General features: G+C 70.1%; 14 protein-coding genes. 12 read left to right on the forward strand and 2 right to left on the reverse strand.

Annotated features, from left to right (window positions below; translation table 11 throughout):
• The first annotated feature begins 4 nt into the window (after nt 1–4).
• The 7 genes from AC0VYP_RS09260 (at nt 5) to AC0VYP_RS09290 (ending at nt 6,259) form a co-directional block, all read left to right on the forward strand.
• Nucleotides 5–1,255 (forward strand): sensor histidine kinase, encoded by a 1,251-nt coding sequence (locus AC0VYP_RS09260; RefSeq protein WP_475473494.1) that lies wholly within the window; start codon nt 5–7, stop codon nt 1,253–1,255.
• A 10-nt stretch (nt 1,256–1,265) separates the two neighbouring features.
• Nucleotides 1,266–1,916 carry a response regulator gene (locus tag AC0VYP_RS09265; protein ID WP_285760360.1) on the forward strand — a complete coding sequence of 217 codons (651 nt, stop codon included), beginning with the start codon at nt 1,266–1,268 and terminating at the stop codon, nt 1,914–1,916.
• Between the two features lie 105 nt (nt 1,917–2,021).
• Nucleotides 2,022–2,447, forward strand: a complete 426-nt coding sequence (locus tag AC0VYP_RS09270) for a TetR-type transcription factor C-terminal domain-containing protein (RefSeq protein ID WP_285760359.1) — start codon at nt 2,022–2,024, stop codon at nt 2,445–2,447.
• A 122-nt stretch (nt 2,448–2,569) separates the two neighbouring features.
• Entirely contained in the window at nt 2,570–3,592 is a 1,023-nt protein-coding gene (locus AC0VYP_RS09275; protein WP_475473496.1) for a phosphotransferase family protein, read from the forward strand.
• 275 nt (nt 3,593–3,867) lie between these two features.
• On the forward strand, nt 3,868–4,572 hold the full coding sequence (gene fabG / locus AC0VYP_RS09280) for a 3-oxoacyl-[acyl-carrier-protein] reductase (protein WP_475473498.1): 705 nt from the start codon (nt 3,868–3,870) through the stop codon (nt 4,570–4,572).
• A 69-nt stretch (nt 4,573–4,641) separates the two neighbouring features.
• Entirely contained in the window at nt 4,642–5,406 is a 765-nt protein-coding gene (gene fabI / locus AC0VYP_RS09285; RefSeq protein ID WP_475473500.1) for an enoyl-ACP reductase FabI, read from the forward strand.
• A 91-nt stretch (nt 5,407–5,497) separates the two neighbouring features.
• Nucleotides 5,498–6,259, forward strand: a complete 762-nt coding sequence (locus AC0VYP_RS09290) for an SDR family NAD(P)-dependent oxidoreductase (protein WP_475473501.1) — start codon at nt 5,498–5,500, stop codon at nt 6,257–6,259.
• An 18-nt stretch (nt 6,260–6,277) separates the two neighbouring features.
• Here AC0VYP_RS09290 and AC0VYP_RS09295 read toward each other — a convergent pair whose 3' ends face one another.
• Entirely contained in the window at nt 6,278–8,038 is a 1,761-nt protein-coding gene (locus tag AC0VYP_RS09295) for a helix-hairpin-helix domain-containing protein (protein WP_475473503.1), read from the reverse strand.
• Between the two features lie 254 nt (nt 8,039–8,292).
• On the reverse strand, nt 8,293–9,252 hold the full coding sequence (locus AC0VYP_RS09300) for an aldo/keto reductase (RefSeq protein ID WP_285760353.1): 960 nt from the start codon (nt 9,250–9,252) through the stop codon (nt 8,293–8,295).
• A 243-nt stretch (nt 9,253–9,495) separates the two neighbouring features.
• Here AC0VYP_RS09300 and AC0VYP_RS09305 point away from each other — a divergent pair, with 243 nt between their 5' ends.
• The 5 genes from AC0VYP_RS09305 (at nt 9,496) to AC0VYP_RS09325 (ending at nt 13,193) form a co-directional block, all read left to right on the forward strand.
• Nucleotides 9,496–10,392, forward strand: a complete 897-nt coding sequence (locus AC0VYP_RS09305) for an undecaprenyl-diphosphate phosphatase (RefSeq protein ID WP_285760352.1) — start codon at nt 9,496–9,498, stop codon at nt 10,390–10,392.
• A gap of 63 nt (nt 10,393–10,455) precedes the next feature.
• Nucleotides 10,456–11,052 carry a hypothetical protein gene (locus AC0VYP_RS09310; RefSeq protein WP_285760351.1) on the forward strand — a complete coding sequence of 199 codons (597 nt, stop codon included), beginning with the start codon at nt 10,456–10,458 and terminating at the stop codon, nt 11,050–11,052.
• Nucleotides 11,049–11,750, forward strand: a complete 702-nt coding sequence (locus AC0VYP_RS09315) for an MSMEG_4193 family putative phosphomutase (protein ID WP_285760350.1) — start codon at nt 11,049–11,051, stop codon at nt 11,748–11,750. The genes AC0VYP_RS09310 and AC0VYP_RS09315 overlap by 4 nt, the downstream gene beginning before the upstream one ends.
• 89 nt (nt 11,751–11,839) lie before the next feature.
• Nucleotides 11,840–12,418 carry a DUF3090 domain-containing protein gene (locus AC0VYP_RS09320; RefSeq protein ID WP_285760349.1) on the forward strand — a complete coding sequence of 193 codons (579 nt, stop codon included), beginning with the start codon at nt 11,840–11,842 and terminating at the stop codon, nt 12,416–12,418.
• Nucleotides 12,419–12,443: 25 nt separating this feature from the next.
• A complete protein-coding gene (locus AC0VYP_RS09325; RefSeq protein WP_475473505.1) occupies nt 12,444–13,193 on the forward strand; it encodes an SCO1664 family protein in 750 nt (249 codons plus the stop codon).
• Nucleotides 13,194–13,234: the final 41 nt, after the last annotated feature.

Genomic DNA, 13,234 nt, shown 5'->3' on the forward strand with positions numbered 1-13,234 from the left:
ATGGATGCAACGGACGGCCGCGCCCTGGAAGTGGGGCCGGACGCACCGCTACAGGGTGGCCGACGTCTGCTGGGCGATCGGCTTCTTCCCCTTCGTGATGCTGGGGATGGCCGGCGGATTCGGTTCCACCCTCGGCAACGGCATACTGACCTTCAGCCTTTTCGCCGGCGATTCGGGCAGTGTCCTGCCCCGTCTGCTGGTCGTCACGTATGCGCTGATCCTCCTGCTGGTCCTGCCGACCGCGGTCGCCGTCACGATCATGCTGCGCCGCTCGCGGCCCATCTGGCTGCTGGCACTGAGCCTGGCGCTGCTGCTGCTCTTCGGCAATTTCGTCCCGCTGTCCATCGCTATCTACAGCTACGCGGTCTGGTCCGCTGACCGGTTCCGGCTGGTGTCCTGGGCAATCGCCTACTTCCTGGCGCTGGTCGTCGTCTACTGGGAGCAGCCTTTCGGGACCACCCTCTTCACCGTCAGCTTCTCCCTTGTCCTCCCGCTGGTCCTGGGGCTGTGGGTGGGGACCCGGCGTCAACTCGTGGACAACCTCCGCGACCGTGCCGCGCGGCTGGAGCGCGAGCAGAACCTCAAGGCCGAGACCGCGATCGCAGCCGAGCGGACCCGAATCGCCCGGGAGATGCACGATGTGGTGGCCCACCGGGTCAGCCTGATGGTCCTGCACGCCGGCGGACTGGAGGTGTCGGCCGGGGACGACGCGACCGTGCGGACGGCCGGACTGATCCGCACCACCGGACGGGAGGCGCTGGCCGAACTGCGGGAGATCCTTGGGGTGTTGCGGGACGACCAGACGGCAGGCGCCCCCACTGCTCCCCAGCCGATGCTCAGCGACCTCGCCAAACTGATCAACGATTCGCGTGCTGCCGGTGTGGAGGTGCGGTGGCGGACCACCGGAACCCCGCGCCCTTTGGCGGCCCAGCTGGAGCGCACCGCTTACCGGGTGGTCCAGGAAGCGTTGACCAACGTTGCCAAGCATGCCCCCAACAGCCCGGCGAGCCTGCGGCTGGACTACGGTTCCTGCGACCTGGAGGTGGTGGTGGTCAACGACCCGCCGTCAACGGGCGCAAAGGAGAGCCCGCCCAGCAGTGGGTACGGCCTGGCGGGGTTGCGCGAGCGCGTCACCCTGGCCGGCGGTACGCTCGCCGCGGGGCCCCACCCCGACGGTGCGTGGCAGGTGCGCGCCGTCCTGCCGTTGGTGGAGGCAGCGCGGGCCGAGGGCCCGTCAACCGGAGAGCAACCATGACGGGGGCCGCGTGATTTCGATCGTTTTGGTCGATGACGAACAGTTGGTGCGTTCAGGACTGCGGATGATCCTGGACTCCGCCCCCGATCTCGAAGTCGTCGGCGAGGGGGCGGACGGAGCCGAAGCGCTGGAACTGGCGGCCCGGCTCGCTCCCGACGTCATTCTGCTGGACATCCGGATGCCGGGGATGGACGGGCTGACCGCTGCGGCCCGACTCGCCGAGTTGCCCGGATCGCCCAAAGTCATCCTGTTGACCACTTTCGACCTGGACGAGTACGTGCACGCGGCGCTGCGCGCCGGGGCGATGGGTTTCCTCCTCAAGGACACTCCGCCCCGGGACCTGATCACAGCGGTGCGCACCATCGACGAGGGCAATGCGATGCTGGCCCCCAGTGTCACCAAGCGGATGCTGGAGCGTTTCGCGGCCCAGGCTCCTGCGGCAGGTGCGGACCAGGCTGCTCGGCGGCTGGACGTGCTGAGCGAACGCGAGCGCGCCGTCCTGGTGGCTGTCGCCCGGGGCATGTCCAATGCCGAGGCGGGGCGGGAACTCGGTATGCGCGAGGCGACGGTGAAGGCCCATGTGAGCCGAATCCTGGCCAAACTGGACATGAGCAACCGGGTGCAGGCCGCGATCTCGGCCCACGATGCCGGCTGGGTGTGAGTCGGATCGGAACCGATGTCTTCGTAACAGTGGCGACACATGAAGGTCACGTATAAATAACGCCTGGAGTGGGTGATGGTGACCGGCGCGTCCTAAGGTGGTTCCGTGTGCACCGCGGTGGCCGTGTCCGGCCGTCTCGGGCCGAGGTTGTTCGAGCCGCAGAAGGGCAGTGCCGTGGCCGTTGTGGTCAGCCGCTTTGACTCCATTGTCGCAGGGACGGGAGTCGAGGGGCGCCTGCGCGCCGCCGCCGTCGAGGTCGTGGTCGCGGCGGTCGCCGGACCGGTGGCCGTTTTTCCCGGTCGGAGCGAGCGCGAACTCTTCCACGGGTTGATCGAGCAGGGTCAGCGCAGCGGTGTCTTCGCCGATCAGGTTGCCGGGGACGTGGTGGCCGACTTCTTCTTCGGTTCGGTGCGTTCGCTGCGCACCTGGTTCCAGCCGCGGGGGGAATGGACGCCCGCGGCGGCGGGAGAATACTACGCGCGGTTGCTCCTCGACGGCCTGCGTCCGGCCGCCTCCTCGATCGCTCGATAATTGTGGCCCGCGACGCTTTTCTCTTCTCCTCGCGGTCCTCCCGGTCGTGACCCTCTGGGGTATATTGCGCTACGCCCGGTAGTAGATACCGGTCGGTCGGTATGTGATGGGGGAGGGGAACTGTGAGCGGAGCCAACCCACCCGGGCTCGACCTCGAACGGCTGAGAAGGTACCTGGACAAGGCACGCCCCGGCCTGGTGGGCGAAACGTTGACCGGGCGACTCATCGCGGGAGGCCGCTCCAACCTGACGTATGCCGTCACCGACGGCGTGCACCACTGGGTGGTGCGCCGGCCCCCGTTGGGCCACGTCCTGCCCACCGCACACGACATGGCCCGCGAGTACCGCGTCATCACCGCCCTGGCCGCCACCCCCGTTCCGGTCCCCGCCACCCGGCTGCTGTGCACGGACGAATCGGTCATCGGTGCGCGTTTCTACGTGATGGACCTCGTCCCCGGCACTCCCTACCGCGACGGCGCCCAACTGGCGGCCATCGGCCCCCGGCGCACTCACGCTGTTCTGCTGCGGCTCGTGGACACCCTCGCCGAACTGCATGCGGTCAACCCGGTTTCCGTGGGGCTCGCCGACTTCGGGCGTCCCGACGGCTTCCTGGAGCGGCAACTGCGTCGCTGGAGCAGACAACTGGCCGCCTCGCACAGTCGCGACCTCGCCGGTGCCGAGGAGCTTCGCGCCCGGCTCGCCGCGGGTCTTCCGCGGGAACGCGCCGCGGCGATCGTCCATGGGGACTACCGCCTGGACAACGTCCTGGTGGATGACGCCGACCGCATTACGGCCGTTCTGGACTGGGAGATGTCCACTCTTGGCGACCCGCTCACCGATCTCGCCCTCGTCCTGGCCTACAGCAGCGCGGAACTCCCCGAGGACATCGGGGTGAGCAGTGTGCGTCGGGCCCCGGGATTCCCGGGGAGTCGGGAGATCGTCGCCCGTTACGTCGAGCGCTCCGGGTGCGATGTTGACGACCTCGCCTGGTATGTGAGCTTCGCCTACTTCAAGATCGCCGTGATCCTGGAAGGCATCCACTACCGGTTCATCCACGGCCAGACCGTAGGAGCCGACTTCGAGCGGGTCGGTACCGCCGTGCCCGCCCTGATCGCCGCGGGCATCGACCGTCTCGACGCGCACTGACGGGCGGGCTGGTCGTGCCGGACGTCGGGCGAGGGGCGTGATCGCCCGGTCCACACGCTTGTCCCAGCGGTGATCTGAGTCTCCGTACCGGGTTCCCCGACGGTGCTCAGCGGCCGTGTCGCGGGGCAAATGCCGTGTCGGTGTAACCGAATCCGCCGATGTTCCCGGGGCCTCGGTTGGGACTACCCATCGGTAGCTGGATAGCCTGCTGTCCGTTCTTCACACGATACGCAATGTCTGCGCTGCTCTGCAGCGACTTCGGAGGTGCCGTTCATATGTCTCGCTCGGTTCTGGTCACCGGCGGCAGCCGGGGGATCGGCCTGGCCATCGCCCGGGAGCTCAAAGAGGCCGGCGACGACGTCGCGGTGACCTACCGCTCGGGCGAGCCTCCCGAGGGTCTCCTGGGTGTCCAGTGCGACATCACCGACACCGCCCAGGTTGACGCCGCCTTCAAGCAGGTGGAGGAGGAGCAAGGCCAAGTGCAGGTCCTGGTCGCCAACGCCGGCATCACCAAGGACCAGCTCCTCGCCCTGATGAGCGAGGAGGATTTCTCCTCGGTGGTCAACACCAACCTCACCGGTTCCTTCCGCGTCGCCAAGCGTGCCGTGCGCGGCATGATGCGCAAGCGCACCGGCCGCATCATCTTGATCTCTTCCGTGGTGGGACTGCTCGGCTCGGGCGGCCAGGCCAACTACTCCGCCTCCAAGGCCGGCCTCGTCGGTTTCGCGCGTTCCCTCGCCCGCGAGCTCGGCTCGCGCAACATCACCGTGAACGTCGTGGCGCCCGGTTTCATCGAGACCGACATGACCGCCGCGCTTCCCGAAGACCGCCAGGTCGGCATCAAGAAGAACGTGCCCCTGGGCCGCTTCGGCTCCGCCGACGAGATCGCCAAGGCCGTGCGCTTCCTCGCCAGTGACGACGCCGCCTACATCACCGGCGCGGTCATCCCCGTTGACGGCGGCCTCGGCATGGGCCACTAGGCGCCCCCCGTCGGCTTCGGCCGACCCTGATTCCGCACGGCAACTATCGAACAAGGACAAAAACCGCCAATGGGAATTCTTGAAGGAAAGCGCATCCTGGTCACCGGGGTGCTCACCGACTCCTCGATCGCCTTCCACGTGGCCAAGCTCTGCCAGGAGCAGGGCGCCACGGTCGTGCTCACCGGATACGGTCGGCTCAGCCTGGTCAACCGCATCGCCCAACGGCTGCCCGACACGCCCCCCGTGCTGGAACTCGACGTGACCGACGAGGGCCACCTGGAAAGCCTCGCCGGACGTATCGCCGAGCACGTGGACGGCCTCGACGGCGTCGTGCACTCCATCGGCTTCACCCCCCAGGACGCGTTGGGCGGCAACTTCCTCAACACCAAGTGGGAGGACGTCGCCACGGCCATCCACACCTCGACCTTCTCGCTGAAGTCCCTCACCACCGCGGTGCTGCCGCTGATGAAGGACGGTGGCTCGGTGGTGGCGCTGGACTTCGACAACAGCGTCTCCTACCCGATCTACGACTGGATGGGCGTGGCCAAGTCCGGCCTCACCTCCACCGCGCGCTACCTGGCCCGCTACCTCGGCGAGCAGAACATCCGGGTCAACCTGGTCTCCGCGGGCCCGCTGAGCACCATGGCCGCCCGCAGCATCCCCGGCTTCGACCAGCTGGCCTCGGCGTGGCCCGAGCGCGCCCCGCTGGGCTGGGACACCACCGACCCCGAGCCCGCCGCCCGCGCCGTCGTCGCGCTGCTCTCGGACTGGTTCCCGGCCACCACCGGCGAGATCGTGCACGTCAACGGAGGGTTCCACTCCACCGGCGCGTAGTGTCCAGCACCACCCGGCCGCGGGTACCCGCCACCACTCGGGTACCCGCGGCCTTTGCCTGACCCACGGTCACCGACAGAGGGAGACGACAATGGACTTGGGACTCGACGGAGCAAGGGTCGTGGTCACCGGCGCCAGTCGCGGCATCGGCCGTGCCATCGCCCAGGCCTTCGCCGACGAAGGCGCCGACCTCGCGATCTGTGCGCGCTCCCCGGAGCCGCTCACCGAGGCGGCCGGGCAACTGCGCGGCACGGGTGCCACGGTCGTGGATCAGGCGCTGGACGTCACCGACGAGGCGGCCCTGCGCGCCTTCGTCGCCCGCGCGGCCCATGAACTGGGTGGAATCGACATCGTGGTATCCAACGTCTCCGCCGGCAGCAGTGCGTCTCCCGACCAGTGGCAACGGAATTTCAGTACCGACCTCATGCCCTTCGTCCACCTCGTGGACGAGGCCGAGGAGCACCTGGCGGCCTCCGCCCGGGGCGGCTCGGTGGTACTGATCTCCAGCACCTCGGCGCTGCACACCTCCGCTCCGTCCGGACCGAAGGCGTACGGCCCGCTCAAGGCAGCACTCAACCACTACGCGGCCGGTCTGGCCCGCACGCTCCCTGCCCGAGGGGTGCGCGTCAACACCGTCTCCCCGGGGCCCACCGAGTTCGAGGGAGGCGGCTGGGCCCGGCGTCGGGAGACCGACCCCGACTTCTATGCCGGCATCCGCTCCCGTATCCCCAGCGGTCGCCTCGGCACGGCCGAGGACGTCGCCCGTGCCGTGGTGTTCCTGGGCTCGCCGGCGGCCGAGTACATCACCGGGACCAACCTGGTCGTGGACGGCGGTTTCCTAGACCGTGTGTGACGCACGTTTCCCGGAGGCTCAGCTCTCGCGCAGGATCTGCACCAGCCGGGTGTGTCGTTCGGGGGCGGTCGCGTCGCGCACCGCCCCCGACAGCGCGGGAGCGTTGGCGGTCACCACACAGACGTGGCTCTCCCCCCTGGTGAGCGCGGTGTAGAACTGCGCACGCGACACAGGGGCGTCGGGACCGTAGACCAGGATCGCTGCGGGCCAGGTCCCGCCCTGCGCGGCGGGGACGGTGATCGCCCAGCCCGGCCGCAAGTGGGCCGGCACCGAGACGGTGACGGTACGTCCGTTGACCAGTTCCACCGCGGCGCCTTTCTCGCCCACCGCACCCAGCACGCCTGCGTCACCGGGGAGGTACCCGGGCCCGCTTCCGGCGAGCAGGACCCGGTCGCCGGGGTCCAGACCGGCCACCGCGCCGGGGCCGGGATTGAAGTGCGCCTTGCACGCGGCGTTGACGGCGTCCGAGCCGGCCTCCCCGGTGCGCTCGGCCGTGATGATCTGGACGTGCTCGGCGGCGATCCCGAACGCACGCGGAACGGCATCGGTGATCAGCTGGACCGCGCGGTGCGCGGCCTCACCCGCGGAGGCCGCCGGGACGACCACGACCTCGCGATCGGGAGCGTGGACGTCAGTGGGGTCGAACCGGCCGTCGGCGACCTCCGCGGCCAGGAGCACCTGCGGGCCCGGAGCCGGGTCGCCCGGCAGCACGGCCACGGCCGCCACCCGTGAGGTGATCAGGTCGTCAACCAACTGTCCGGGCCCCACCGAGGGGAGCAGCCCGGGGTCGGCCACCAGCACCAGGTGGGTATCGTCGCCGCAGGCCGCCACCAGCGCCGCGGCCGTCTCGGTGTCCAGGGCGGTGGCGTCGGTGAGGACCACGAGCCCCGCTTCTCCGGGACCACCCGCGTCCAGGAGTCCGGCCACCGTGCCCGCCCGTACCGCGGAGTCCGCCAGCCTGAGGTTCAACGCGGCGGCACCGGATGCGGTCGGCGCTGCCACCGCCAGGCCGACCTGGCTCTCCTCCGCGATCGCCGAGGCGTAGCGCACGGCGTCGGCGATGGTCGCGTGCGAGCCCGCCCCGTGCACGAGCACGCTCACGCCCCGCAACGCGACGGTGACCATTGCCGCGGCCGTCTCGGGCAGCAGCTCCCGGTCGAGCGAGGCAGCCGCGGCCTGCACGGTCTCCACGGCCGTTGCCGAGTCCATGATCGGTTCTGCACTGATGAGCCGCAGCAGGCCCTCGCCCAGCTGCTGTTCGGCCAGGCCCAGTCCGTCCAACGCCAGAAAGCGTTCGGCATCGGGCATCTCGGGGGAATCCTCGCCGAACTCGTCGTCGTCGGCGGAGTCGGGGAACACTTCGACGAGCTGCACGTGCGGCCCGTCGGTCGCTGCGCTCATGGCCGCGTTGACCGAGCGCACCTGCTGGTCGCGCAGGGCGCCGGCCACCCGGGCCTCGGCCAGGGCGGTGTGCCCGCTGCGCGCTGCGCGACGCAGCAGATGGGCCACCAGTGCGCGGCCGCGCCGGGGGTCGTCGGGGTGTGCGGCGTCACCCAGCAGCGTCCGCGCGCAGAAGTCCGCCTGCCGCACGGTGACCGCGGGCAGCTCCAGCAGGCGCCAGGGGTCGGCGGTGAGCTCGTGGGCCGCAGTGGGTCCGAGCACGGCCACCAGGCGCGGCGCCAGTTCCGCGGGGGCGCCCATCCGTGCCAGCACCTGCCGGGTGCCTTCGGCGGCGTCGTCCGCTGCGGCGGGCGGGGGCGGCGATGACGGGTTGACCACGGGAACAGACCTCACTGGTGTGCTGGCGTCGGGCATGGGCTGCGGGGCGAACCCCGATGGGCGAGCCTATCGAGAACCGCCCACCGGACCGCGCGAAACGTCTCCGGGGGCGCGTTCGCGGGTCACGAGCATGCGTCGAACCTGGTGGGTGCCGTTGCCCCGCCGATGCCGCGGTGTACGTCCAAGGGTGCCACTGTTCGCGCGCTTGCGCCGGACCACCGCGTGAACTGTGGACGATCGGGTCCGGTCGCGGGTCAGTGGGCGGTCGCGGCCGATGCGTCGGTCAGGGCCTCACGAATCTCTCGGGGCAGTGTCACCGTCTCGGCCGCCAAGATCTCGCCCAGTTGGGTCGCGGTGCGCGGGCCCACGGTCGCGGTGGCCACGTGCGGCTGGTCGCGGACCCAACTGAGCGCGACCGCCAGCGGAGAGACACCCAGGCCGTCGGCAGCGGTGCACACCGACTCCACGACGCGTCTGCTGTGCTCGTCCAGGTAAGGCTCGACGTAGGGCGCCATGTGCGGCAACGCTCCGCGGGAGTCGCTGGGCACCCCGTTGCGGTATTTGGCGGTCAGCACACCGCGCCCCAGCGGGCCCCAGGCGATCATCCCGACCCTGGAGTCGGTGGCCGCGTCCAACAGCCGGCTCTCGCAGCGGCGGTTGAGCAGCGAGTACTCCGTGCCGACCGAGATGATGGGGGAACGCCCCTGGTCGCGGCCGGCCGCCTGCCACGTGGCGTACTTGGCCAGCTGCCATGCGGCCACGTCGCCCACCCCGACGTAGCGGACCTTGCCCGAGGCGACGGCCGCGTCCACCGCCGACAACGTCTCCTCGACCGGGGTGTCTGGGTCGTGCACGTGCAACTGCCACAGGTCCACGTGCTCGACCTGCATCCGGCGCAGTGAAGCCTCCAAGGAGGCCATGAGGTGGCGCCGGGAGGTATCACACGGGCGTTGGCGGTCCGGAGTGTGCCCCACCTTAGTGGCGATTATCACATCGTCGCGACGCACTACCGTGCGGAGCAGACGGCCCACAATGCGTTCGCTGTGGCCGCCGGTGTAGATGTCGGCCGTGTCGATCAACGTGCCGCCCGCGTCCACGAACGCGGCGAGCTGATCGCCCGCCTCTTCCTCCTCGGTGTCTTTGCCCCAGGTCATCGTCCCCAGGGCGACCCGGGAGACCCACAGGCCAGACCCGCCCACCTGTCGCTGTTCCATGGCGCGGAGAGTACCGCTTCGCGTGCGTCGGCACAGCTCGACGTGCGGTACGACCCCCATGCGGCCCCCGCGCCGCCGTTCGGGCGACCGGCGCGCTTCACCACTCGTTCACCGTCCGTCCGCGCCCGAATTCGCGGGTCGGGGCGCCGAGGGGCGGACGGAGTAAGCTGCCGGGGTCTTCCCACCCACTCCTCCCGCGGCACCCGCGTGGCAGTGTCCATATCTCCAGGAGCCGAACCAGCCGTGTCCATCATCGAGGCCATCGTCCTTGGGCTTGTCCAGGGACTGACCGAGTTCCTGCCGATCTCCTCCAGCGGCCACCTGCGCATCGTCGCGGCCTTCTCCGGATGGCCCGACCCGGGTGCGGCGTTCACCGCGGTCAGCCAGATCGGTACCGAACTCGCGGTGTTGATCTATTTCCGCAAAGACGTCTGGAACATCATCAGCACCTGGTGCCGTTCCCTGGTCGTCAAGGAACTCCGGCGCGACATCAATGCCCGTATGGGCTGGTACGTCATCCTGGGCAGCCTGCCCATCGCCATCGCCGGGCTGCTGTTCGAGGAGCAGATCGCCGAACCCTTCCGCGACCTGCGCCTCATCGCCCTGACCCTCATCGTCTTCGGCGTGCTGCTGGGCATCGTGGACCGTTACTCCCGCAAGCACCGCGAGCTCACCGACCTCACCGCCCAGCGCGGCGTCGTCTTCGGCCTCTTCCAGATGCTCGCCCTGGTCCCGGGCGTCTCCCGTTCCGGAGCCACCGTCACCGGCGGGATGCTGCTGGGCTTCAAGCGCGAGGCCGCGGCCCGGTACGCCTTCCTGCTCGCGATGCCCGCAGTCTTCGCCTCGGGGGTCTACAAGCTCAAGGACATCGGCGGTGACGAATACGCCGGAGTCGGTGCCACCATCGTGGGCACCGTGGTCGCCTTCGTGGTGGGCTACGCGGTCATCGCCTGGTTCATGCGGTTCATCTCCACCAACAGCTTCATGCCCTTCGTCTACTACCGCATCGTGCTCGGCGTGCTCATCCTGACCCTCGTCAGCTTCGGGGTGCTCACCCCGGAGTCGGGAGCGGATGCCTCGTCGGGAGAGGTCACCGTCCAGGAGCAGGGCACCGAGACCGCCGTCCCCGCGGATTCCTGACCGGGGCGGGGACGTCCCGGGACAGGGGTGTTTCCCCGGCCCGCCTGCTTATATGGTCTGGTGATGAGCACCCCACACGATCGCGCCTCCCGGCGATGGGCCTCCCCCTTGGGGAGCGAGGCGGACCCCGGTTTCCTCGCCTCGTTGGGCGGCAGTGCCACGCCGTTGTCGGTCCTTCGCCTGCTCTCCGTGGCCATGGCGGGTGTGATCCCGCTGATCACCGGGGTCATGGTCGTCGTCATCGGGGTGGAGTTCGCCTTCACCCCGATCGCCATCGCGCTTCCGGCCGTCGGGCTGGGCGCGGTGGCCGCGGCGTTCCTGCTCCGGCCGGCGCCCCTGGACACGGACCTCACCCCGGGGGCCGCTGGGCATCAGGCGGTCCTCAGGGCCAACTCCACGACCCTGGTCCGCCTCGCGTTGTGCGAGGCCGCTGTGATGCTCGGTCTGGTCGGGGCGTTCCTGGGCGAGATGAGCCTCACCCCGCTCCTGGCCGGGGCGGTCATCTCCCTGCTGGGTATGGCCATGGTCGCGCTGCCCACCAGGTCCACCATCGAGGAGTACCGCGAGCGCCTCGAATCCCGAGGGGCCACCTCCTACCTCTGGAACGGTCTCACCGATCCCGACCGTCCGCGAGCCGGCGACGAGGTCCCGGGCCAGTGAGCGGCACGCGAACCGCGACCCTGGTGCTGGTCCGGCACGGACTGACCCCCCTCACCGGTTCCGCCCTCGCCGGATGGACCCCGGGCGTGCACCTGGACGAACGCGGGCGCGCCCAGGCCGCCCGGGTCGGTGCGCGACTGGCCCCGATCCGCTTCGACGCGATCGTGTCCAGCCCGCTGGAGCGCTGCCGCGAGACCGCCCAGGCGATCGCGGACGCGGCCGAGGCCGCCCCCGCGATCACCGTTGACGAGCGCTTCGGGGAGTGCCACTACGGCGAGTGGACCGGACGTCCGCTGGCGGAGCTGGCCCATGAGCCGCTGTGGCAGGTCGTGCAGTCCCATCCCAGCGGTGCGCGCTTCCCCGGCGGGGAGAGCCTGGCCGAGACGGCCCACCGTGCGGTCGCGGCGGTACGCGACCACAACACGCGTCTCACCGAGCACACGGAGCATCCGGTCTACCTGGTGTGCAGTCACGGTGACGTGATCAAGGCGATCCTCGCCGACGCACTCGGCCTGCACCTGGACCAGTTTCAGCGCCTCAACGCCGACCCGTGCTCGCTCAGCGCGGTGCGTTACACCGCGTTCCGCCCGTTCCTGCTGCGCCTCAACGACCTCGGGGAGTCCCTGTCGGGACTCCAGGTCGGTGGGGCGGCCGGCTCTACCGACGCAGTGGTCGGCGGAGGCGCAGGCGAAGGCTGATAGAACAGTTCCCAGCCGGTTTCCCGTCCCCGCACGCGCGGGGCCGTCACCATGCCCAGCCAGCGCAGACCATTCCCGGAGCCTCAGCGATGCCCGTGTTCCAGTACGACCCGCCCGAACGATTCGTGGCCGGCACCGTCGGCCAGCCAGGGGAGCGCACCTTCTTCCTCCAGGCCGTCGGCGATGGCCGTGTCACCAGTGTTGCCCTGGAGAAAGCGCAGGTCACTGCACTTGCGGAACGGGTCGGGGAACTCTTGGACGAGGTCCGGCGCCGCTTCGGCGACGACACCGACCTCGACGCCACGGCGGGAAGCGACGATGCTCCGCTGGAGCAGCCGATCGAGGAGGACTTCCGGGTCGGCACGATGGCTCTGGCCTGGGACTCCGACACCAGGCGCGTGGTGATCGAGGCCCAGCAGATCCGCGAGGTCGAATCGGGCGGGGAACCCACCACGGAAGAAGAGGTGGAGGCATTCGCCGACACCGAGACCGCCCACGACGTCCTCCGCGTCTACCTCACGCCGGCCTTTGCGCGGGCTTTTGCCGGACGGGCGCTGCGCGTCGTGGCAGCCGGGCGTCCCAACTGCCCCCTGTGCGGTGGACCGTTGGACCCCGAGGGGCACATCTGTCCGCGCCAGAATGGGTACAAGCCTGTCGGGCTGAACTAGGGCACGAAGAAAAACGGGGGGCCGCATGACAGCGTCGTCGCCGTCCGATCGCCGCACCGCAGCCGACTTTCTGGAGCTTCTCCGAGCCGGCCACATCCAGGTGCTCGGGCGGTTGACCGGCGCTTCCAACACCACCCTCTACTGCGAGGTCTCCTCGGGCCTCGACAGTGCCGCCTGCGTGTACAAACCGGTCGCGGGGGAGCGGCCGCTGTGGGACTTCCCCGACGGCACGCTTGCCGGCCGGGAGGTCGCGGCGCACGCGGTGTCGGAGGCGCTGGGCTGGGCGGTGGTCCCGCCGACGGTGTACCGCGACGGCCCGCACGGGCCGGGGATGGTGCAGTTGTGGACCGAACCCGACCCGGCGGTCAACCTCATCGCGCTTGCCCGCGACCTCGACCATCCGGGGCTGCGCCGGATGGCCGTTTTCGACGCCGTCATCAACAATTCCGACCGCAAGATCGGACATCTGCTGCCGGTCCCGGACGGCCATCTCTACGGCTGCGACCACGGGGTCGCGTTCGCCGAGGACTACAAACTGCGCACCGTGCTGTGGCAGTGGGCCGGGGAATCCCTGCCCGAGGGAGCGCTGGAGCGGCTGAATTCCCTGCTCACCCTGCTCACCACCCCCCACAGCGACCTCGCGCGGACCCTGGAGCAACACCTGACGGGGCCCGAACGCTACGCCACCCGCCGGCGGGTCGAGGTCTTGTGCGAGCACGATCTGCACCCCTACCCCTCCCCGGACTGGCCGGCCGTCCCCTGGCCGCCGATCTGACCGCTGCCGGCGCGGGACGTGCCCGCGCCGGCCGGCCGCAC

This window comes from Nocardiopsis sp. iso_186, assembly GCF_056173365.1.

Bases quoted from the DNA above. Each gene is read 5' to 3' on its own strand.
- AC0VYP_RS09260 (WP_475473494.1), top strand. From the start codon at position 5: ATGCAACGGACGGCCGCGCCCTGGAAGTGGGGCCGGACGCACCGCTAC.
- fabG (WP_475473498.1), top strand. From the start codon at position 3,868: ATGTCTCGCTCGGTTCTGGTCACCGGCGGCAGCCGGGGGATCGGCCTG.
- fabI (WP_475473500.1), top strand. From the start codon at position 4,642: ATGGGAATTCTTGAAGGAAAGCGCATCCTGGTCACCGGGGTGCTCACC.
- AC0VYP_RS09290 (WP_475473501.1), top strand. From the start codon at position 5,498: ATGGACTTGGGACTCGACGGAGCAAGGGTCGTGGTCACCGGCGCCAGT.
- AC0VYP_RS09300 (WP_285760353.1), bottom strand. From the start codon at position 9,252: ATGGAACAGCGACAGGTGGGCGGGTCTGGCCTGTGGGTCTCCCGGGTC.
- AC0VYP_RS09310 (WP_285760351.1), top strand. From the start codon at position 10,456: ATGAGCACCCCACACGATCGCGCCTCCCGGCGATGGGCCTCCCCCTTG.
- AC0VYP_RS09320 (WP_285760349.1), top strand. From the start codon at position 11,840: ATGCCCGTGTTCCAGTACGACCCGCCCGAACGATTCGTGGCCGGCACC.
- AC0VYP_RS09325 (WP_475473505.1), top strand. From the start codon at position 12,444: ATGACAGCGTCGTCGCCGTCCGATCGCCGCACCGCAGCCGACTTTCTG.